Consider the following 21,454-nt stretch of genomic DNA (forward strand, 5'->3'; position numbering starts at 1 on the left):
AATCCGACCTACGGTGGATGCGGCGGTTTCAGGCCAACTCTGAGGTTGGTGGCCGGGGATTGCCATCCGGGAGTGTCGTAAGCCAGGGATGGCTTACGTCAAGCGCACATGGATGTGCTTGTAGCGTCTCCCGGATGGCAATCCCCGGGCGCCGGCCGGAGCCTGCGTCATTGCCAAATGAGCGTGGACACAAAGCCCCATATTTCTTACAATGACGCGGTTTAACTGCACCAAGCGTATCATCGAAAAGTTTTCAAGAAGCGGGACCGGGTTTTCACTCAGTCTCGCTTTTTTGCAACCTGAATTTGCGCTTGCGTTCCCGTTCGTGACGAACCTGTACGCCACTCGATGAGGATACAAGCCTTGAGTACACCAGCCATCCTTGCACTCGCAGACGGAAGCCTGTTTTACGGCACCGCCATTGGCGCTGAAGGGGAAACCAGTGGGGAAGTGGTGTTCAACACCGCCATGACCGGTTACCAGGAAATCCTGACCGACCCGTCCTACTCCCGCCAGATTGTCACCCTGACATACCCCCACATCGGCAACACCGGTGTGAACGAAGAAGACATCGAATCCGATCGCGTCCAGGCCGCCGGCCTGATCATCCGTGACCTGCCCCTGCTGGTAAGCAACTGGCGCAGCACCGGGTCGCTGCAGGACTACCTGCAGGCCAACAACATCGTCGGCATTGCCGACATCGACACCCGCCGCCTGACCCGGATCCTGCGGGACAAGGGCTCCCAGAATGGCGCCGTGGTTGCCGGTGCGGATGCCACCGCCGAGCGCGCCCTGGAACTGGCCAACGCTTTCCCCGGGCTCAAGGGTATGGACCTGGCAAAAGAAGTCACCGCCGGGAAAACCTGGACCTGGAGCCAGAGCGAGTGGAACATCGAGAGCGGTTACGGTGAGCGCACGGAATCGAAATTCAAGGTGGTGGCCTGGGATTATGGCGTGAAACTCAACATCCTGCGTATGCTGGCTTCCCGTGGCTGCGACATTACCGTGGTACCGGCACAGACCCCTGCCTCCGAGGTTCTGGCAATGAATCCGGACGGCATCTTCCTGTCCAATGGCCCTGGTGATCCCGAGCCCTGCGACTACGCCATCAACGCGATTCGCGAAGTGCTGGAAACCGAGATCCCGGTATTCGGCATCTGCCTCGGCCACCAGCTGCTGGCCCTGGCCAGCGGTGCAAAATCCGTGAAAATGGGCCACGGCCACCACGGTGCCAACCACCCGGTCCAGAATCTCAAAGACGGTACCGTGATGATTACCAGCCAGAACCATGGCTTTGCGGTGGACGAGGCCAGCCTGCCGGACAACCTGGAGGCTACCCATAAATCCCTGTTCGATGACTCCCTGCAGGGCATTCGCCGTACCGACAAGCCCGCGTTCAGTTTTCAGGGTCACCCGGAAGCCAGTCCCGGTCCCCACGATGTGGCACCACTGTTTGATGAATTTATCCGCCTGATGGAGGCACGTTGATGCCGAAGCGTACCGACATTCAAAGCATTCTGATCCTGGGCGCCGGCCCCATCGTGATCGGGCAGGCGTGCGAGTTTGACTACTCCGGAGCCCAGGCCTGCAAGGCACTGCGGGAAGAGGGGTACCGGGTTATCCTGGTCAACTCCAACCCGGCCACCATCATGACGGACCCGGTGATGGCGGATGCCACCTACATCGAGCCCATCACCTGGAAAACCGTCGAAAAGATCATCGAGAAAGAGCAGCCGGATGCCCTGCTGCCCACCATGGGCGGGCAGACGGCGCTGAACTGTGCGCTGGACCTGGAAAAGCACGGCATCCTCGAAAAACACGGCGTGGAAATGATCGGTGCCAATGCTGACACCATCGACAAGGCCGAGGACCGCGACCGTTTCGACAAGGCCATGAAAAAGATTGGTCTGGAGTGCCCGCGTGCCACCATCGCCCACTCCATGGCTGAGGCCTGGGAAGTGGCTGATGACATCGGTTTTCCCTGTATCATCCGTCCATCCTTCACCATGGGTGGCTCCGGCGGCGGTATTGCCTACAACCGCGACGAATTCGAAGAAATCTGTACCCGTGGCCTGGACCTGTCACCAACCAATGAGTTGTTGATCGATGAATCCCTGATCGGCTGGAAAGAGTACGAGATGGAAGTTGTCCGCGACAAGAACGACAACTGCATCATCGTCTGTGCCATCGAGAACTTTGACGCCATGGGTGTTCACACCGGTGACTCCATTACCGTGGCCCCGGCCCAGACCCTCACCGACAAGGAATACCAGATCATGCGCAACGCCTCGCTGGCGGTGCTGCGTGAAATCGGTGTGGAAACCGGTGGCTCCAACGTGCAGTTCGGTGTCAATCCGGATACCGGCCGGGTGGTGGTCATCGAGATGAACCCTCGGGTTTCCCGTTCCTCGGCCCTGGCCTCCAAGGCGACCGGTTTTCCGATTGCCAAAGTGGCAGCCAAACTGGCGGTCGGCTATACCCTTGATGAGCTGCGTAACGAAATTACCGGTGGTGTCACACCGGCCTCGTTCGAGCCCAGCATCGATTACGTGGTGACCAAGATCCCGCGTTTCACCTTCGAGAAATTCCCCCAGGCCGATGCCCGTCTGACCACCCAGATGAAGTCCGTGGGCGAGGTCATGGCCATCGGGCGTACCTTCCAGGAATCCCTGCAGAAAGCCATGCGTGGTCTGGAAGTGGGTTCTGACGGCTTCGAAGAGAAGGTGGACCTGGATACCACCGACGGTCGGGAAACCCTCACCCAGGAACTGAACGTGCCCGGTGCCGAGCGCCTGTGGTACATCGGTGATGCCTTCCGTGCCGGCATGACGGTTGATGATGTGTTCCGCAATACCCACGTGGATCCCTGGTACCTGGTACAGATCGAGGACCTGATCAGGGAAGAGAATGCGCTGAAGTCTGCCGGCAAGGCGGATATTGACCGCGATACCCTGTTCCGTCTCAAGCGCAAGGGCTTTTCCGATGCGCGACTGGCGAAACTGTTGGGCATTTCCGAAGTCAGTATGCGCAAGCTCCGCCACGATATGGATATCCGTCCGGTTTACAAACGGGTAGACACCTGTGCGGCGGAATTTGCCTCCTCCACAGCTTACATGTACTCCTCCTATGAGGAAGAGTGCGAGGCGGATGCGTCTGACCGGGAGAAAATCGTCGTTATCGGCGGGGGTCCCAACCGCATCGGCCAGGGCATCGAGTTTGATTACTGCTGCGTTCACGCCGCCCTCGCCATGCGCGAGGATGGCTATGAAACCATCATGATCAACTGCAACCCGGAAACGGTTTCCACCGACTACGACACGTCCGATCGTCTTTACTTCGAGCCGATTACTCTGGAAGACGTGCTGGAAATCATCAACGTTGAAAAGCCCAAAGGCGTGATTGTCCAGTACGGAGGCCAGACCCCGCTCAAACTGGCCCGTGGCCTGGAGGCGGCGGGCGTGCCCATCATTGGCACAAGCCCGGACGCCATCGACCGTGCCGAAGACCGGGAGCGTTTCCAGCAGATGATCGGCCGCCTGGGCCTGATCCAGCCGGAGAACGCCACTGTGCGCAGTCACGAGGAAGGCATACTGGCAGCCCGGGAGATTGGTTATCCGCTGGTGGTTCGACCGTCCTATGTCCTCGGTGGCAGGGCCATGGAGATCGTCTACGATGAGGAAGAGCTGGTTCGCTACATGCGCAACGCGGTGCTGGTTTCCAATGACAGCCCGGTATTGCTGGACCACTTCCTGAATGCCGCCATCGAGGTGGATATCGACGCCATCAGCGACGGCAAGGATGTGGTGATCGGCGGTATCATGCAGCATATTGAACAGGCCGGCGTGCACTCCGGTGACTCAGCCTGCTCCCTGCCGCCCTACACATTGCCAAAAGATGTGCAGGATGAAATGCGCGAAGCCGTGCGCAAGATGGCCATCGAGCTGGATGTTATTGGCCTGATGAATGTTCAGCTGGCCTGGCAGGATGGCCGGATTTACGTTATTGAGGTGAATCCCCGTGCGTCCCGTACGGTTCCGTTTGTGTCCAAGGCGATCGGTGTATCCCTGGCCAAGGTTGCGGCCCGGGTGATGGCGGGCAAGTCCCTGGCGGAGCAGGGGTTCACGCAGGAAATTGTTCCGACCTATTATTCCGTCAAGGAGTCGGTGTTCCCGTTCAACAAATTCCCGGCCGTGGATCCGATTCTGGGGCCGGAAATGAAGTCCACCGGTGAAGTGATGGGCATCGGGGACAGTTTCGATGAGGCTTTTGCCAAGGCGGCCCTCGCTTCCGGTGAGCGTCTGCCTGTAAAGGGCACGGCTTTTATGTCCGTTCGCGATGTCGATAAGCCCGGTGCTGCCAAGGTGGCACAGGACCTGGTCGACGCCGGCTTCAAGGTGATTGCGACCACCGGTACTGCCAGGGCACTGAAAGAGGCGGGTATTACCGTTGATCGGGTGAACAAGGTCCGGGAAGGGCGTCCGCACATTGTGGATGCCATCAAGAATGGCCAGGTTCAGCTGATCATCAACACCACCGAAGGGCGCAAGGCGATTTCCGATTCGGCACAGATTCGCCAGTCGGCCTTGCAGTCCAAGGTAACCTATACAACGACACTGGCAGGCGGCGAGGCTTTTTGCCGGGCGATTAAGTTCGGCCCCGAGCGCACTGTGCGCCGCCTTCAGGATCTACACGCAGGAAAGTAAGACTATGGCTGACAGAGTACCCATGACCAAGGCGGGTGAAACCCGCCTCCGTGAGGAGCTTCAGAAACTGAAGTCCCAGGATCGTCCCCGGGTGATCGCGGCTATTTCCGACGCCCGTGAACACGGCGACCTGAAAGAGAACGCGGAATACCACGCCGCCCGTGAACAGCAGAGCTTTATCGAGGGCCGCATCCAGGAAATCGAAGGCAAGCTGTCCGCGGCCCAGGTCATCGACGTCAACACCATCGAGAACACCGGGAAGGTGATTTTCGGAACAACGGTGCGTCTGCTCAATGTAGACACTGACGAGCAGGTGACCTACCAGATCGTCGGGGAAGACGAGGCAGATATCAAGGCCGGGAAGCTGTCGATCTCATCGCCAATTGCCCGGGCGCTGGTTGGCAAGAGCGAGGGAGATGTGGTGGCCATCCGGGTGCCCTCGGGTACCGTCGAGTATGAAATCGAGCAGGTAGAGCACATCTGAGGGTGTGAAAGCGTTATTGCCACGAAATCCACTAAAGAACACGAAAAAAGAGTAATCGCTTTAAAAGCAGTGGGTATTACTTTCGTGTTTTTTAGTGGATTTCGTGGCGAATACTCACTGTCCTTTCTTTTCCCGAGTCTTTCGTGGCAAATCCTTACCTGGTCCGAAGAAGATTGGACAGTTTAGGGTTGGGTTTCTTCGCACGGCGCATGATCACAGCGATCTTGCCGATGGTCTGTACCAGTTCCGCGCCTGAGGCCTCGCAGAGGGCGGCGACCGCCTCCTGGCGGGTTTCGCGGTCCTGGCTGGCCACCTTGACCTTGATCAACTCATGGTCGTTCAGGGCCCGTTCAAGTTCTTCCTGCAGCCCTTCTGTCAGGCCCTTGTCGCCAACGATGATGACTGGCTTCAGGTTATGGGCAATGCCCCGGTATTCCCGGCGCTGTTCTGGCGAAAGGCTCATTATGTAATCTCTTTATGGATGCAATTAACAAAAGGTCAGCGGCGAAATGGCTGACGATTCCGTATAATCGGGGGATTGTAACAGATCGCCGGGCCGGAGAAATGGCAATTACCACGTATTCATGCCCTGCAGAAGCACGTTTTTCGGAGGTTGGACTTGGCCCGTTCGAAAACCAGTGATCGCTGGCTGAAGGAACATTTTGACGATGTCTGGGTCAAAAAGTCCCGGGAAGACGGCTATCGCTCCCGTGCCAGCTACAAACTGATTGAGCTTGACCAGAAAGACCGGTTATTCCGGCCGGGTCAGACGGTTGTGGATCTCGGTGCCGCCCCCGGCGGGTGGTCCCAGGTGGCTGCGGAGCGGGTGGGCGACAGTGGCGTGGTCATTGCCAGCGATATTCTGGACATGAGCCCGATCGCCGGCGTGGAATTTGTCCAGGGGGATTTCACCGAACAGTCGGTGCTGGACGAATTGCTGGAATTGCTGGGAGATCGACACGCTGATGTTGTAATTTCGGATATGGCACCCAACATGAGTGGTATGGCGGCAGTGGATATTCCCAACGCCATGGGCCTGGTAGAGCTGGCGCTGGATATGGCGCAGCAGGTGCTGAAGCCAGGTGGTGTGTTTGTCGCAAAGGTATTTCAGGGAGAGGGATTCGACGCCCTGCTGGCTGAGATGCGCAAGAGTTTTGGCACCGTAGTCAGCAGGAAGCCTGACTCCTCCCGGGCAAGATCCAGGGAAATATATCAGGTGTGCAAGGGATTTAAGGGCTGACCCGCCTCCGGTCCGGAAATGGCCATGGGAAATGACACCCTGCAGTGGTCGATACGGATGGGCCGATTCTGGTGGACGGGCGTACAATTGGTGTAAGGTGTCAGAAAAGGCTTTCTCCTGACGGGGCGATCCTTCAATTCACAGGTGATGATCCTTGAACGATATGGCAAAAAATCTGGTTCTCTGGCTTATTATAGCCGCCGTACTGCTGATGGTGTTTCAGAATTTCACTCCCACCACCAGCGGCCAACAGGTCAATTATTCGCAGTTCGTGGAGATGGTGCAGGACGGACAGGTCCGTCAGGTAACCATCGACGGCTTGCAGGTTCAGGGTGTCCGTGGTGACGGTTCCCAGTTCCAGACCATCAGGCCTCAGCTGTCTGATGAAAAGCTGATGGACGATCTGCTGGCCAATCAAGTGGAAGTCATCGGCAAGGAGCCGGAGCGCCAAAGCCTCTGGACCCAGTTGCTGGTGGCAGCCTTCCCGATTCTCATAATCATTGCACTGTTCGTGTTCTTCATGCGGCAGATGCAGGGGGGTGGCGGTGGCAAAGGGCCCATGTCCTTTGGCAAGAGCAAGGCCCGCCTGATGAGCGAGGATCAGATCAAGACCACCTTCGGCGATGTGGCCGGTGTGGATGAAGCCAAGGAAGACGTCAAGGAACTGGTGGATTTCCTCCGTGACCCCAGCAAATTCCAGCGCCTTGGTGGCAGCATTCCCAAGGGCGTACTGATGGTCGGCCAGCCGGGTACCGGTAAGACCCTGCTCGCCAAGGCCATCGCTGGCGAGGCCAAGGTGCCATTCTTCTCGATCTCCGGTTCCGACTTCGTGGAAATGTTCGTCGGTGTCGGTGCTTCCCGTGTCCGTGACATGTTCGAGCAGGCCAAGAAGCAGAGCCCCTGTATCATCTTTATCGACGAGATTGATGCCGTTGGTCGCCATCGTGGCGCTGGCATGGGCGGCGGTCACGATGAGCGTGAGCAGACCCTGAACCAGCTGCTGGTGGAAATGGACGGTTTTGAAGGCAATGAGGGCGTTATCGTCATTGCAGCTACCAACCGTCCCGATGTACTGGATCCGGCGTTGCTTCGCCCGGGCCGCTTTGACCGCCAGGTGGTGGTTGGCCTGCCGGACATCATTGGCCGTGAGCAGATCCTCAAGGTGCACATGAAGAAAGTGCCCCTGGCCGATGGCGTGGAGCCGAAGCTGATCGCCCGCGGTACCCCCGGATTTTCCGGTGCCGATCTGGCCAACCTGGTGAACGAGGCAGCCCTGTTTGCCGCCCGTCGTAACCAGCGTCTGGTGTCCATGGAGGAGTTCGAGCTCGCCAAGGACAAGATCATGATGGGCGCCGAGCGCAAGTCCATGGTAATGAGCGAGAAAGAGAAGCGTAATACCGCCTATCACGAGTCTGGCCATGCCATTGTCGGGCGCCTGATGCCCGAGCACGACCCGGTCTACAAGGTGAGCATTATTCCCCGCGGCCGGGCCCTGGGTGTCACCATGTTTCTCCCGGAGGAAGACAAGTACAGCCACAGCAAGCGCTTCCTGATCAGTTCCATCTGCAGCCTGTTTGGTGGCCGTATCGCGGAAGAGCTGACCCTTGGCTTCGATGGCGTGACCACTGGCGCGTCCAACGATATCGAGCGGGCCACCAGCCTGGCACGGAACATGGTTACCCGCTGGGGTCTGTCTGAGAAGCTCGGTCCTCTGCAGTACGACACTGACAGTGAAGAGCCGTTCCTGGGCCGCTCAGCCGGTCAGGCACAGACAGTCTACTCTCCGGAAACGGCGCAGCGGATTGATGAAGAAGTCCGTAACATTATCGACAGCTGCTACGAGAAAGCCCGTCAGCTGCTGATCGATAACCGTGAAAAGCTGGACCTGATGGCCGAAGCCCTGATGAAGTATGAAACCATTGATCGGCACCAGATCGATGACATCATGGAAGGCCGTGAGCCGCGCCCACCGAAAGGCTGGGGCGACAGCGGTCCTTCCGGTGGAGTGCCGGCCGATGAACCGGAGCAAGCGCCTGCTCCGAAGGATTCGGATGACGGTCGCCAGCCCGGCGTTGGTCGCCCGGCCGGTGAGCACTGACCTGGTGTAATGTCGCACCGGAGATCACTGACCCATTTACGCCGCCCCTTCCGGGGCGGCGTTTGTTTTTGCAGGTTGCACTGAAGGTTGCTTATGCAAATGAACTTCGCTGGCAAAGAGCTGGGTATGTCTGGCTGCCATGTCATGGGAATACTCAACGTAACGCCGGATTCTTTCTCCGACGGCGGCCGGTTTAACAAGGTGGATGCTGCCCTGGCCCGGGCTCGTGAAATGGCGGCGGACGGAGCCGTCTTTATCGATGTCGGTGGCGAATCCACCCGCCCGGGTGCAACTCCGGTGCCCCTGCAAGAAGAGCTGGAGCGGGTTTGTCCCGTGGTTGAGGCCATTGCCAGGGAACTGGATGTTGTTGTGTCGGTAGACACCAGTTCGCCGCAGGTGATGGAAGAAGTGGCCAGGCTGGGCGCAGGCATGATCAATGACGTCAGGGCGCTGCAACGTGAAGGTGCGCCTGAAGTCGCGGCGAAGGCTGATATTCCGGTATGTGTGATGCATATTCAGGGCGAGCCGGATACCATGCAGGACGATCCACGCTACCGTAACGTGCGGCGTGAGGTCAGTTCGTTCCTGACGGAAAGGATGCGGATCATCGAAATGGCGGGTGTGCGGCCTGAAAACATCATCCTGGACCCGGGTTTCGGATTCGGCAAGTCTCTCCGGCACAATCTGCAGTTGCTGGCGTCTCTGGAACAGCTGCAACTGCTGGGGCACCCTGTACTGGTGGGTTTGTCCCGCAAAAGCATGCTGGGCCACATCACCGGCCGGGAAGTCGGTGAGCGCTTGCCCGCGAGCCTCGCTGCCGCGACAATATCCGCCATGAAGGGTGCATCGATCATTCGCGTTCACGATGTCAGGGAAACGGTTGATGCCGTTAAGGTAGTAAAGGCGATGAAGGAAGCAGGGCAATGAGTGACAGAAAATATTTCGGCACGGACGGCATCCGGGGGCGGGTAGGGGAATACCCGATCACGCCGGATTTCATGCTTCACCTGGGCTGGGCCGCAGGGCAGGCATTCAAGCGAGATGGTCAGCGCAACAGTGTGCTGATCGGTAAAGACACTCGCCTGTCAGGTTATATGTTCGAGTCTGCCCTGGAATCCGGCCTGTCAGCGGCCGGAGTGGACGTGAAGCTGCTTGGCCCCATGCCCACACCGGCCATTGCCTATCTGACGCGAACCTTTCGTGCGTCCGCGGGCATCGTGATCAGTGCCTCCCACAACCCGCACCATGATAACGGCATCAAGTTCTTCTCTCCCGCCGGTACCAAACTGGATGACGCCCTCGAGGCCGAGATCGAGCGCTGGCTGGACCGGCCCATTGAGGTATGCGACTCGAAAGAGCTGGGTAAAGCGTTCCGGGTGGATGATGCGCCCGGGCGCTACGTGGAGTTCTGCAAAAGTACCGTGCCCAACGAGTTTTCCCTGGAAGGTCTGCATATCGTTCTGGATTGCGCCAACGGTGCTACCTATCACGTGGCCCCCAAGGTTTTTCGGGAGCTGGGTGCAAAGGTCTCGGTGGTTGGCGGTGACCCCGATGGCCTGAACATCAACCTCAATGTCGGATCCACCCATCTGGAGACCCTGAGCAGGGCGGTGCTGGACAAAAAGGCCGACCTCGGCATTGCGTTTGATGGCGATGGTGACAGGGTCCTGATGGTGGATTCCGACGGCTCTGAAGTGGATGGTGACGAGTTGCTGTTCGTCATTGCCGCCCAGCGCCACGCGGCGGGCACCCTCCAGGGTGGCGTTGTGGGCACGCTGATGACCAATCTCGGGGTTGAACTGGCTTTGAGAGAGCAGGGCATCGATTTTGAGCGCGCCAGGGTGGGCGACCGCTACGTGATGGAGCGGCTGATCGACAGGGGCTGGCTGCTGGGTGGTGAAGGCTCCGGGCACATGGTGATCCGTGACTGCACCAGTACCGGGGACGGTATTGTATCGGCACTGCAGGTGCTGCTGGCGATCAGTCGGGCAGGCAGCTCGCTGGCGGACCTGCGCCAGGGCATGAGCAAACTGCCGCAGAAGATGATCAACGTGCGTGTCGACAAGCGGTTTGATCCGCTCGGGCGCAAGGATATTGTCAGTGCAGTCGCAGCTGCCGAAGCCAGGCTTGGTGGCAGTGGCCGGGTATTGTTGCGGGCCTCTGGTACCGAGCCCCTGATCCGCGTTATGACGGAGGGTCAGGACGAGTCGGAAATTGTAAAGATTGCCGAGGAACTTGCTGTTGTGGTGGAGAATTCCCGGGCCTGATTTTGTGCCCGGGGGCAGTTGTCTGCTGTAAAAGACTGCTGTATAGTTCGCCCTCCCTTGAATCAGGGGTTATTTATGCGCCGTAGGATCGTTGCCGGAAACTGGAAAATGAACGGGTCGAAAGACCTTGTGAATAGCCTGGTTGGCCAAGTCCGGTCAGAGGTGGCATCGCTTGATAATGGTGTGGAGGCTGTTATTATTCCTCCCGCCCTGTTTGTCAGCGATGTAGTCAGGCTGGCCGGTGGTGAGATTGCCGTTGGCATACAGAATATTGCCTGCTGGGATTCCGGCGCCTACACCGGGGAAGTCTCCGCGGGAATGGCCAGAGACTCAGGGTGTGACTATGCCCTTGTCGGGCACTCCGAGCGCAGGCAGCTGTTTGGTGAGACCGACCAGCAGGTCGCGGTCAAGGTAGGCAGGGCATTGGCTTCAGGGTTGAACGCGGTGATATGCGTTGGAGAGACTCTGGAAGAGCGTGAGGCGGGCAGAGCCGAGGAAGTTGTTTCGGCCCAGGTTCGCCGTTCGGTTGCTGAAGTTGGCGGCGACCAGTGGCATCAGGTTGTGGTTGCCTATGAGCCGGTATGGGCCATTGGAACCGGGAAAACCGCCACGGCTGAAGACGCGCAGGCCATGCATGCTGCTATTCGCGCAGTGCTGAGCGCCCTCGGGGCCCCGGCAGATGAAATTTCACTGCTTTACGGCGGCAGTGTAAAAGCGGATAATGCGGCCGCACTTTTTGCTCAGCCGGACATTGATGGCGGCCTGATTGGCGGTGCATCGTTGAGTGCAGCAGATTTTGTAAGTATTTGCCGGGCCGTGCCGGGCAGATCCTGAAAGTTACCGGCTCGCGAAAGCCATTAGCGCGGGCCATCAGGTTATCAGAGAGACATTATGGATTGGATCGAAACACTGGTTGTTGTTCTCCACGTGGTCATCGCGGTGGCACTGGTGGGTCTGGTGCTGATCCAGCATGGTAAGGGTGCAAATGCCGGTGCCGCGTTTGGTGGAGGTGCCTCCCAGACGGTATTTGGCAGTGAGGGCAGTAGCAGTTTCCTCGTTCGTGCAACGACCTTGCTGGCCATTATCTTTTTTGTAACAAGTTTTTCGCTGGCTGTATTCGCCAAGCAGCGTGCCGAAGTGGCAGGGGAAGCCGGTATTCCTGTAGTTGAGGAATCCAGTTCCGACGCCGGGCAGGCTGAGAGTGAAGCAGCAGATGAAGGCGAAGACGGGCGCGGGGATGAGAATGAACTCCCCGAGCTCGAGTAAGAGTGTTGCCCGGGTGGTGAAACTGGTAGACACGCTATCTTGAGGGGGTAGTGGCGAAAGCCGTGCCGGTTCGAGTCCGGCCCCGGGCACCATACTGGAAGAAAAACGGCTTGGAATTACCAGGCCGTTTTTTTTGGTCAGTCCTTGACCAGTAAGGCCGGCGTCTCTATACTCCGGCGGATATTGGAGCGGGCTCCGGGCACAGGTTGTCCTGCCGCTTCAGGCAGGCCAGGTGTCTGTCAGCAGAGGAAGTTTTCAGTGTGTATTTATCCTCTGTGAGTTCTTGCAACAAAGGGCCCCACTTTTTCGGGGCTTTTTGATTAAGGGGCCTGGCGCATCAGGCCCTGGTGCATAAAAAGGGCTGATCAACAGCCCTTTTTTTGTTTTTGGGGTCGAAAAACGACTAACGGAGACGCAATAGCCTTGTCAGCCAAGTTGAAGCAGCTGGAAGAAATGCTCAGGCCCATCGTGGAAGGCCTGGGGTACGAGTTTTGGGGCATTGAATTCCGCTCCCAGGGTCACCATTCCCTGTTGAGAGTATTTATTGACGATGCCGAGAACGGTATCGGCATTGAAGACTGTGAGAAAGTGAGCCGCCAGGCAAGCGGTGTGATGGATGTGGAAGACCCCATCCAGACAGAATATACCCTGGAGGTTTCCTCTCCGGGAATGGATCGGCCGTTGTTCCGACTGGAGCAGTATGAGGCATTCGCCGGCCATCAGGTCCAGATCAAATTACGGATGGCATTCGAGGGGCGTCGCAAGTTTCAGGGCCTGATCAAGGGTGTTGAGGGCGATGACGTTGTCGTGGTTGTTGATGATCACGAGTATCTGTTGCCATTCGATAGCATCGAGAAAGCCAACATCGTTCCGGTATTTGAATAAGTCAGTGGACGCAAAGTTTATTTTAAGGGCAGGGCAATCCAATGAGTAAAGAGATCTTGCTGGTGGTTGAATCCGTCTCGAACGAGAAAGGTGTCGAGAAGGATGTGATCTTTGAAGCAATCGAGCTGGCACTCGCCACCGCTGCCAAAAAACGTTACGACGACGAGGAAGCAGACATCCGCGTTTCCATCGACCGCCGTACCGGCGAATACGAGACATTCCGCCGCTGGCTGGTGGTTGATAACGACGCTGTTCCTGCGCTTGGCACCGAGCTGACCATGCAGGAAGCGGAGGAGATCGACAAGAATCTCCGCCCTGGCGATATCTACGAAGAAAAGGTCGAGTCCGTGGCTTTCGGACGCATCGGGGCCCAGGCGGCCAAACAGATTATCTTCCAGAAAGTGCGGGAAGCCGAGCGCACCAAGATTGTCGACAGCTACCGTGACCGCGTCGGTGAGCTGGTTTCCGGTACCGTAAAGAAAGTGACACGGGACAACGTCATCGTGGATCTTGGCGCCAACGCCGAAGCCCTGCTGCCGCGCGAGCATCTGATTCCCCGCGAGACCTTCCGCATGGGTGACCGGGTCCGTTCCCTGCTACAGGAGATCCGCACGGACCATCGCGGCCCCCAGCTGATCCTGAGCCGCACCGATCCGCAGATGCTGATCGAGCTGTTCCGCATCGAGGTTCCGGAAATTGCCGAGGAACTGATCGAAATCCGTGGTGCAGCAAGGGACCCGGGTTCCCGGGCCAAGATTGCAGTAAAGACCAACGACCGCCGTATTGATCCGGTCGGTGCCTGTGTGGGTATGCGTGGTTCACGGGTTCAGGCGGTTTCCAACGAACTGGGTGGCGAGCGTGTTGATATCGTTCTTTGGGACGACAACCCCGCACAGCTGGTAATCAACGCCATGGCGCCTGCGGAAGTGGCTTCCATTGTGATGGACGAAGACCGTCACACCATGGAAGTGGCTGTTGCCGAAGACAATCTGGCCCAGGCCATTGGCCGTAACGGACAGAACGTACGCCTGGCGACCGAGCTGACAGGCTGGACACTGAACGTGATGACCGAGGAGGAAGCCGGTCAGCGCCAGGAGCAGGAATACAATACCTTGCTGGAGCATTTCACCAGCAACCTGGATGTGGACGAGGAGTTTGCCGGCGTTCTTATCGAGGAAGGATTTACTTCCATCGAGGAAGTGGCGTACATCCCCATGGAGGAGATGCTCGCTATTGAAGGTTTTGACGAAGAGACCGTCACGGAATTGCGTCGCCGTGCCAAGGATGCCCTGTTGAATCAGGCCCTGGCCAGTGAAGAGGCGCTCGAGGGCGCGGAGCCCGCAGAAGATCTTCTGGCAATGGACGGTATGGACCGCGGCCTGGCATTCAAGCTGGCCGGTAAAGGTATCCGTACCATGGAAGATCTTGCCGAGCAGTCTGTTGATGACCTGCTCGACATCGAAGGTATGGAAGAAGAGCGTGCCGGCCAGCTGATTATGGCTGCACGCGCCCCCTGGTTTGAAGACCAGGCTTAATCGGGAGGAGGACCAGTATGGCTGATGTAACGGTAAAACAACTGGCCGCAGATGTAGGCGCTCCCGTGGATCGTTTGCTGCGACAGATCGTGGAGGCTGGCCTGAAAGCCCGCTCCGAAGAAGACTCTGTCACCAGTGATGAGAAGCAACAGTTGCTGACCTATCTGAGAAAGAATCACGGAGAGAGTGAAGCGGAACCGAAGAAGATCACTCTCAAGCGCAAGACAACAACCACGCTGAAAGCGGGCCGTGCGAAGACGGTCAATGTTGAGGTCCGCAAGCGCCGTACGTATATCAAGCGTGCCGAACTGGAGCCGGAAGCTGCGAAGCAGGAAGAGGCGGCCGCAGAGCAGGCCGCACCAGCACCGGAAGAGGCACCGGCGGTAACGGCTGAGCAGGCACAACCGGCGGAAGCACCGAAGCCGGAAGCACCGGTTTCCGAGGCACCGGCGGAAACGCCAGTGGCCGAAGAAAAGCCGGCAGAGAAAGAGCAGCAGCCGGAAGTGGCTGCAGAGCCGGAACCATCCCCGGTTCCCGCGCCGGAAGATATGCCGATCCCGCCGCCTGAAGAAGGTGAGGGCAAGGATCGCAAGCCGAAGAAAAAGAAAGAAAAAGCCCGCGAGCGCGGCGACGAGCCGGAAGAAGGCAAGCCCAAGAAGAAGTCCGCTGGGCATCGCGGCCCGCGCAATCGTCCGGTGGAAGAGCCTCTTGTAATCAATGAAGAAGAGGAAGACACCACGCTGCGCAAGCCGCTTCGTGCGAAAAAGAAACCCAAAGAAAAGCGTCACGCTTTCGAGAGGCCGACCAAGCCAATGGTACGAGAAGTCGATATTCCCGAGACGATCACCGTGGGTGATCTTGCCCAGCGGATGGCCGTCAAGTCAGCCGACGTCATCAAGAAACTGATGGGTATGGGGGTAATGGCGACCATCAACCAGGCCCTCGATCAGGAAACCGCCGTGCTGGTGACGGAAGAACTGGGCCACAAGGCCAATACCGTCAGCGAGGATGCGTTCGAGGAAGAAGTACTGAGCGAATTCACCTTCGAAGGCAAGGAAAAGACCAAGCGTGCGCCGGTCGTGAGCGTGATGGGTCACGTTGACCACGGCAAGACATCGCTGCTGGACTACATCCGCCGCACCAAGGTGGCCTCCGGCGAGTCCGGTGGTATCACCCAGCACATCGGTGCCTATCACGTGGAAACCGATCACGGCATGGTGTCGTTCCTGGATACCCCGGGCCACGCAGCCTTTACCGCCATGCGTGCACGGGGTGCCCAGTGCACCGATATTGTTATCCTGGTGGTGGCCGCCGATGACGGTGTGATGCCGCAAACCAAGGAAGCGGTGGATCACGCCCGCTCTGCCGGCGTACCGATTGTGGTTGCCATCAACAAGATGGATAAGGAAGAAGCCGATCCTGACCGCATCAAGACCGAGCTGGCCGGTATGGAAGTGATCCCGGAAGACTGGGGCGGCGACGTCCAGTTTATCCCGGTATCCGCTCATACCGGTGAAGGTATTGATGATCTGCTTGAAGCCCTTCTGCTGCAGGCGGAAATCCTTGAGCTCGAGGCATCTCCGGATGCACCGGCCAAGGGTGTGGTTGTTGAATCGAGCCTTGAGCGTGGCCGAGGCTCCGTGGCTACCGTGCTGGTTCAGAACGGTACCCTGCGCCAGGGTGAAATGGTTGTGGCCGGCTCCTTCTTCGGCAAGGTCCGCGCCATGACCGACGAAGCCGGCAAGCAGGTCAAGGAAGCCGGGCCTTCCATTCCGGTGGAAATCCTGGGCCTGAACGGTACGCCGAATGCCGGTGACGAGTTCTTTGCCGTGGCCGACGAGAAGAAGGCCAAGGAACTGGCGGAATTCCGCCAGTCTCGGGAACGCGAGCAGCGTCTGCACAGGCAGCAGGCGGCCAAGCTCGAGAACCTGTTCGAGAACATGGGCAAGGACGAGGTCAAGACCCTCAACGTGGTCCTCAAGACCGACGTTCGTGGTTCCCTGGAAGCGATTACCAAGTCGCTGCAGGATCTGGGTAATGATGAAGTCCAGGTGAAGATTGTGTCCTCCGGTGTTGGTGGTATTGCCGAGACAGACGTCAGTCTGGCGATGGCGACCAATGCGGTTATCTTCGGTTTCAACGTTCGTGCCGATACGGCTGCCAAGCGGCTGGTTGAGCAGGAAGGTCTGGATCTGCGTTACTACAGCATCATCTACAACCTGATTGATGACGTGAAAGCGGCCCTGACCGGCATGCTGGCGCCGGAGTTCCGCGAGGATATCGTGGGTATTGCCGACGTGCGGGATGTGTTCCGTTCACCGAAATATGGCCAGGTGGCCGGCTGTATGGTGACCGAGGGTACTGTTTACCGTAACAAGCCCATTCGTGTGCTGCGGGACAATGTGGTTATCTTTGAAGGCGAGCTGGAATCCCTGCGCCGCTTCAAGGATGACGTACCGGAAGTCCGCAATGGCATGGAGTGTGGTATCGGCGTCAAGGGTTATGATGTAAAAGTCGGCGACCAGATCGAAGTATTCGATCGCGTCCGGGTCGAGCGTAAGCTTGAGTCTACGGGGGCCTGATGCCAAGAGAGTTCAGCCGGATTGATCGCATTGGCGATCAGATGCAGCGTGAGCTGGCCCAGCTCATCCAGCGGGAGATCAAGGACCCGCGGGTGGGCATGGTCACGGTCAATGCCGTCAAGGTAAGCCGTGACCTGGGCTACGCGGATATCTACGTATCCCTGCTCACCACCGAGGAACTGACCGAGGAATCACCGCAGGTGCGGGATTCCCTGGCGGTACTGAACAAGGCTTCCGGCTTTCTGCGCGGGCAGATCGGCCGGGCCATGAAGCTGAGGGTAACGCCCCAGTTGCGCTTCCATTTTGATACCCTGCTCGGGCACAGCCGCCACATGGACAACCTTATTCGCGAGGCCGTTGGTGACAAGCCTGCGGTTGATCGCGATGACGATCCGGAGCGAGACGCTTGAGTCGACGCCGTAAAGGCCGTGATGTAAACGGCATCCTGGTCATCGACAAGCCCATGGATATTACGTCCAATGGCATCCTGCAGCAGGTCAAGCGGCTGTTCGGAGCGGCCAAGGCCGGCCACACCGGCGCCCTTGATCCGCTGGCCACTGGTGTATTGCCGCTGTGTTTTGGCGAGGCCACCAAGTTCTCCCAGATGATGCTGGACAGCGACAAGGCCTATATCGCTACGGCGCGCCTCGGGGTCCGGACCGAAACCGGTGACAGCGAAGGCGACGTGGTAGCGGAGAAGCCGGTACCGGAAGGCTTGACGGCTGATTCCCTGGAGCCGGTTCTCGACCGGTTTCGGGGTGATATCCAGCAGGTTCCCTCCATGTATTCTGCGCTCAAGCACCAGGGCCGCCCGCTGTATGAATATGCGCGGGAAGGTATCGAGGTCGAGCGTCCGGCCCGCCCGGTAACCATTTACGAGCTGAAACTGCTGGAAGTGCGTGATGGGGAAATCGACATTGCCGTCAGTTGCACCAAAGGCACCTATATCCGTTCGCTGGTGGAGGACATTGGCGAGGCGCTGGGGTGCGGAGCTCATGTAACGGCACTTCGCCGTACCATGGCGTCCGGTTTCACGCTGGCGGATGCGGTTGACGTGGGTACCCTGGAAACCATGCGCGAGCAGGGTGAGAGTCTGGATGGCCTGCTGGTGGCTCCGGACGCGGCGCTGACCATGTTCCCGGAACAGCAACTGGAAGGCAGTTCGCTGGTATCGATATTGAACGGACAACCAGTTAGAATACCCGGTCAGCCCATCGAAGGGTTCGTTCGCCTCTATGGCAACGGCCGCTTCGTGGGGCTGGCAGAAGGATTGCCGGAGGGCGAGGCTACCAAACTGGTACCACGTCGTCTGGTGAAAAGCAGCTGACAACCGTTCCAGAACGATTGTGGCTGATTAGCCGGGCTGTAGAGATGCGCGGTTCGGCTGAATTCGATAGCATCGCGACAATGAGGTGAGTTATGGCACTTTCTGCCAATGAGAAAGCACAGATCGTCAAGGATTTTCAGCAGGGCGAAGGCGATACCGGTTCTCCTGAAGTTCAGATTGCATTGTTGAGCCACAACATCAACAAATTGCAGGATCACTTCAAGACCAACAAGCAGGATCACCATTCCCGCCGCGGTCTGATCCGGATGGTTAACCAGCGCCGTAAATTGCTGGATTACCTGAAGCGCAAGAACGCAGACCGTTACCTGGATCTGATCCAGCGTCTGAACCTGCGTCGCTAGTCCGGCTGGTCCCTGACAGCCGGCGGGGCATTCGCCTCGCCGGCTGTGCTTTTCTCCTGCATCGTGTCTGTCAGTGAACCCTGAAGGAACTCCCTGTCGTATTGGAAAGCCGAAATTGATAGCAGGTTGTTGAAAAGCCCGGCCTCGGAAGATGTGGTTCCTGCCCCGGGGTTTTACAACAGCCTGTTAGCTTTCAGACGGGTTGCTCTTCAGTTCATCAGTTCAGGCGTTGGTGCAGTTAAAACGGATAATCCGCAGGGGCGGATTGTCTGAGTCAAATTGAAATGATGAATTCAGGAGTTACCGTGGATCTCAATCCCGTCAAAAAATCGTTTGAACTCGGCGGCAAGACCGTCACTATTGAAACCGGCCGTATTGCCCGTCAGGCCACCGGCTCCGTGCTGGTCACCATTGATGACATCGCTGTGCTGGGTACCGTGGTTGCTGCCAAAGAGGCCAAGCCGGGCCAGCCGTTCTTCCCGCTGACCGTCAACTACTTCGAGAAGACCTACGCCGTGGGCAAAATCCCCGGTGGCTTCTTCAAGCGTGAAGGCCGTCCGTCCGAGAAAGAAACCCTGACATCCCGCCTGATTGACCGCCCGATCCGTCCACTGTTCCCCAAGGGGTTCATGAACGAAACCCAGGTCATCACTACCGTGATGTCATCCAGCAAGGACCAGGATCCGGATATCGCAGCCATGCTGGCCGCCTCCGCAGCCCTCGCCATCTCAGGTATCCCGTTTGACGGGCCTATCGGTGCCTCTCGGGTTGGCTACACCAATGAGCGTGGCTACTTCCTGAACCCCACCTTCGAAGAGCTGGAAACCTCCCTGCTGGACATGGTGGTTGCCGGTACTGAAGATGCGGTTCTGATGGTTGAGTCGGAAGCCAAGGGCCTGATCGAGGACCAGATGCTGGGTGCCGTACTGTATGGCCACCAGGAAATGCAGACAGCGATTACCGCCATCAAGGAACTTGCCGCTGAAGTAGGCAAGCCTCGCTGGGACTGGCAGCCCGAGCCTGAGAACACCGAGCTGCTCAACGCGGTTAACGCCGAAGCCGCTGCGGCCATCGAGGAAGCCTACAGCATCCGCGACAAGATGGAGCGTTATGCGCGCCTGGGCGAGATCAAGAACGCACTGGTCGAGAAACTGGCGGGTGAAGAAGAAGGCGAGCCTTCAGCGGATGACGTCAAGAAGTACTTTGGCAAGGTCGAGAAGACCATCGTTCGCAAGCAGGTTATCGACGGCAAGCCACGTATCGACGGCCGCGACAACAAGACCGTTCGTCCGATCGAGGTGGAAGTCGGTATTCTGCCCAGCACCCACGGTTCAGCCCTGTTCACCCGTGGTGAAACCCAGGCCATCGTGACCACCACGCTGGGCACCGCCCGTGACATGCAGATCATCGATGCCCTGGAAGGTGAGCGCAAGGACCCGTTCCTGTTCCACTACAACTTCCCTCCGTACTCCGTCGGCGAAGCTGGCCGTGTTGGTACACCGGGTCGTCGTGAAGTTGGCCACGGCCGTCTGGCCAAGCGTGGTGTGGCTGCGGTCATGCCTACCATTGAAGAGTTCCCGTACACCATCCGTGCGGTGTCTGAAATCACCGAATCCAACGGTTCCAGCTCCATGGCGTCTGTCTGTGGTTCCAGCCTGGCACTGATGGACGCTGGTGTGCCGATCAAGGCGCCGGTTGCCGGTATTGCCATGGGTCTGGTCAAGGAAGGCGACAAGTTCGCGGTTCTGACCGACATCCTGGGTGACGAGGATCACCTGGGCGATATGGACTTCAAGGTAGCGGGTACTTCTGAAGGCATCACTGCCCTGCAGATGGATATCAAGATCCAGGGAATCACCGACGAAATCATGGAAATTGCCCTGGACCAGGCCAACGCAGCACGTCTGCACATCCTGGGTGAGATGGCGAAGGTGATTTCTGCGCCTCGCAAGGAGCTTTCCAGCCGCGCGCCGAGCATCACTACCATCAAGATCAACCCTGAGAAAATCCGCGACGTTATCGGTAAGGGCGGTTCCACCATCCGTTCCATCTGTGACGAGACCGGTGCGTCCATTGATCTGGATGATGACGGCAACGTGAAGATCTACGCCGACAACCAGGAAGCTGCCAACGCAGCGATGAAGCGGGTGATGGAAATCACCGCGGAAATCGAGGTTGGTGCGATCTACAGTGGCCGCGTCGAGCGCATCGTGGATTTCGGTGCCTTCGTGAACATCCTGCCTGGCAAGGATGGTCTGGTGCACATTTCCCAGATTTCTGACCGTCGCATCGAGAACGTCACAGACGAGCTGAGCGAAGGCCAGGAAGTGCTGGTGAAGGTGCTGGATGTGGACAACCGTGGGCGTGTAAAACTGTCCATGAAAGAAGTAAAGGAAGGCGAGCAGCCCACGGACCTTTCTGCGCTGTAAGCAAACGGGCCCAACCCCGTAGGTCGGATTAGCCAAAGGCGTAATCCGACAAAAAACCCGCCACTCTCCCGAGTCTGGCGGGTTTTTTTATATCCAGGCCTACAAGTTCTGTAGCCTGAGCACGCCGGGCAGGGCTATTCAAAACACGCCAACAAGTACGTCCATGTAGGCTCGGGCTCCGCCATCCTTGGCTCCGCACGGTTTTGAATAGCCCTGCCCGGCGCACTCCCCAAACTACAGGAGCTGCCTGCAATCGTAGGTCGGATTAGGCGCAGC

Annotated in this window: 17 protein-coding genes and 1 tRNA gene; 17 read left to right on the forward strand and 1 reads right to left on the reverse strand. The window is 58.2% G+C overall.

The genetic code is table 11. The features are described from left to right. Positions 1 to 363 precede the first annotated feature (363 nt). The 3 genes from carA to greA are packed head-to-tail and all read left to right on the forward strand — an operon-like array spanning position 364 to position 5,187. On the forward strand, positions 364 to 1,488 hold the full coding sequence (gene carA / locus HLUCCO03_RS01475; RefSeq protein WP_027833218.1) for a glutamine-hydrolyzing carbamoyl-phosphate synthase small subunit: 1,125 nt from the start codon (positions 364 to 366) through the stop codon (positions 1,486 to 1,488). Continuing rightward, positions 1,488 to 4,703, forward strand: a complete 3,216-nt coding sequence (gene carB / locus HLUCCO03_RS01480) for a carbamoyl-phosphate synthase large subunit (RefSeq protein WP_027833217.1) — start codon at positions 1,488 to 1,490, stop codon at positions 4,701 to 4,703. The genes carA and carB overlap by 1 nt, the downstream gene beginning before the upstream one ends. A gap of 4 nt (positions 4,704 to 4,707) precedes the next feature. Then, the gene (greA, locus tag HLUCCO03_RS01485; RefSeq protein WP_081813594.1) at positions 4,708 to 5,187 is read left to right on the forward strand and encodes a transcription elongation factor GreA; all 480 of its coding nucleotides are present in this window, start codon (positions 4,708 to 4,710) and stop codon (positions 5,185 to 5,187) included. 154 nt (positions 5,188 to 5,341) lie between these two features. Here the strand turns inward: greA and yhbY are convergent, their stop codons facing one another. Further along, on the reverse strand, positions 5,342 to 5,650 hold the full coding sequence (gene yhbY, locus HLUCCO03_RS01490; RefSeq protein WP_027833215.1) for a ribosome assembly RNA-binding protein YhbY: 309 nt from the start codon (positions 5,648 to 5,650) through the stop codon (positions 5,342 to 5,344). A 156-nt stretch (positions 5,651 to 5,806) separates the two neighbouring features. Between yhbY and rlmE the strand changes: the two genes are divergently transcribed. The 14 genes from rlmE (at position 5,807) to pnp (ending at position 21,178) form a co-directional block, all read left to right on the forward strand. Then, the gene (gene rlmE / locus HLUCCO03_RS01495; protein ID WP_027833214.1) at positions 5,807 to 6,427 is read left to right on the forward strand and encodes a 23S rRNA (uridine(2552)-2'-O)-methyltransferase RlmE; all 621 of its coding nucleotides are present in this window, start codon (positions 5,807 to 5,809) and stop codon (positions 6,425 to 6,427) included. 154 nt (positions 6,428 to 6,581) lie between these two features. Continuing rightward, positions 6,582 to 8,525, forward strand: a complete 1,944-nt coding sequence (gene ftsH / locus HLUCCO03_RS01500; RefSeq protein ID WP_292016590.1) for an ATP-dependent zinc metalloprotease FtsH — start codon at positions 6,582 to 6,584, stop codon at positions 8,523 to 8,525. 93 nt (positions 8,526 to 8,618) lie between these two features. After that, positions 8,619 to 9,452 carry a dihydropteroate synthase gene (gene folP, locus HLUCCO03_RS01505; RefSeq protein WP_027833212.1) on the forward strand — a complete coding sequence of 278 codons (834 nt, stop codon included), beginning with the start codon at positions 8,619 to 8,621 and terminating at the stop codon, positions 9,450 to 9,452. Next, complete coding sequence (glmM, locus tag HLUCCO03_RS01510; protein ID WP_027833211.1) at positions 9,449 to 10,792, forward strand: phosphoglucosamine mutase; 1,344 nt, start codon at positions 9,449 to 9,451, stop codon at positions 10,790 to 10,792. The genes folP and glmM overlap by 4 nt, the downstream gene beginning before the upstream one ends. 75 nt (positions 10,793 to 10,867) lie before the next feature. Continuing rightward, complete coding sequence (gene tpiA / locus HLUCCO03_RS01515) at positions 10,868 to 11,626, forward strand: triose-phosphate isomerase (protein WP_027833210.1); 759 nt, start codon at positions 10,868 to 10,870, stop codon at positions 11,624 to 11,626. Between the two features lie 57 nt (positions 11,627 to 11,683). Beyond that, positions 11,684 to 12,058: a preprotein translocase subunit SecG gene (secG, locus tag HLUCCO03_RS01520; RefSeq protein WP_027833209.1), complete on the forward strand. Its 375-nt coding sequence runs from the start codon at positions 11,684 to 11,686 to the stop codon at positions 12,056 to 12,058. A gap of 7 nt (positions 12,059 to 12,065) precedes the next feature. Next, a tRNA-Leu gene (locus HLUCCO03_RS01525) sits at positions 12,066 to 12,150 on the forward strand. Positions 12,151 to 12,481: 331 nt separating this feature from the next. Then, positions 12,482 to 12,943, forward strand: coding sequence for a ribosome maturation factor RimP (rimP, locus tag HLUCCO03_RS01530; RefSeq protein ID WP_027833208.1), 462 nt, complete (start codon positions 12,482 to 12,484; stop codon positions 12,941 to 12,943). A gap of 41 nt (positions 12,944 to 12,984) precedes the next feature. Then, positions 12,985 to 14,478, forward strand: coding sequence for a transcription termination factor NusA (gene nusA, locus HLUCCO03_RS01535; RefSeq protein WP_027833207.1), 1,494 nt, complete (start codon positions 12,985 to 12,987; stop codon positions 14,476 to 14,478). Between the two features lie 17 nt (positions 14,479 to 14,495). Beyond that, positions 14,496 to 17,060, forward strand: a complete 2,565-nt coding sequence (infB, locus tag HLUCCO03_RS01540; RefSeq protein ID WP_027833206.1) for a translation initiation factor IF-2 — start codon at positions 14,496 to 14,498, stop codon at positions 17,058 to 17,060. Beyond that, the gene (gene rbfA / locus HLUCCO03_RS01545; protein ID WP_027833205.1) at positions 17,060 to 17,470 is read left to right on the forward strand and encodes a 30S ribosome-binding factor RbfA; all 411 of its coding nucleotides are present in this window, start codon (positions 17,060 to 17,062) and stop codon (positions 17,468 to 17,470) included. Before infB ends, rbfA begins: the two co-directional genes overlap by 1 nt. Continuing rightward, a complete protein-coding gene (gene truB / locus HLUCCO03_RS01550) occupies positions 17,467 to 18,387 on the forward strand; it encodes a tRNA pseudouridine(55) synthase TruB (protein WP_027833204.1) in 921 nt (306 codons plus the stop codon). Before rbfA ends, truB begins: the two co-directional genes overlap by 4 nt. Positions 18,388 to 18,479: 92 nt before the next feature. Beyond that, entirely contained in the window at positions 18,480 to 18,749 is a 270-nt protein-coding gene (gene rpsO / locus HLUCCO03_RS01555) for a 30S ribosomal protein S15 (RefSeq protein ID WP_027833203.1), read from the forward strand. A 287-nt stretch (positions 18,750 to 19,036) separates the two neighbouring features. Continuing rightward, entirely contained in the window at positions 19,037 to 21,178 is a 2,142-nt protein-coding gene (gene pnp / locus HLUCCO03_RS01560) for a polyribonucleotide nucleotidyltransferase (protein WP_292016600.1), read from the forward strand. The last annotated feature ends 276 nt before the right edge of the window (positions 21,179 to 21,454 follow it).

It is taken from the genome of Marinobacter sp. HL-58, from assembly GCF_001314605.1.
Classification (GTDB): domain Bacteria; phylum Pseudomonadota; class Gammaproteobacteria; order Pseudomonadales; family Oleiphilaceae; genus Marinobacter.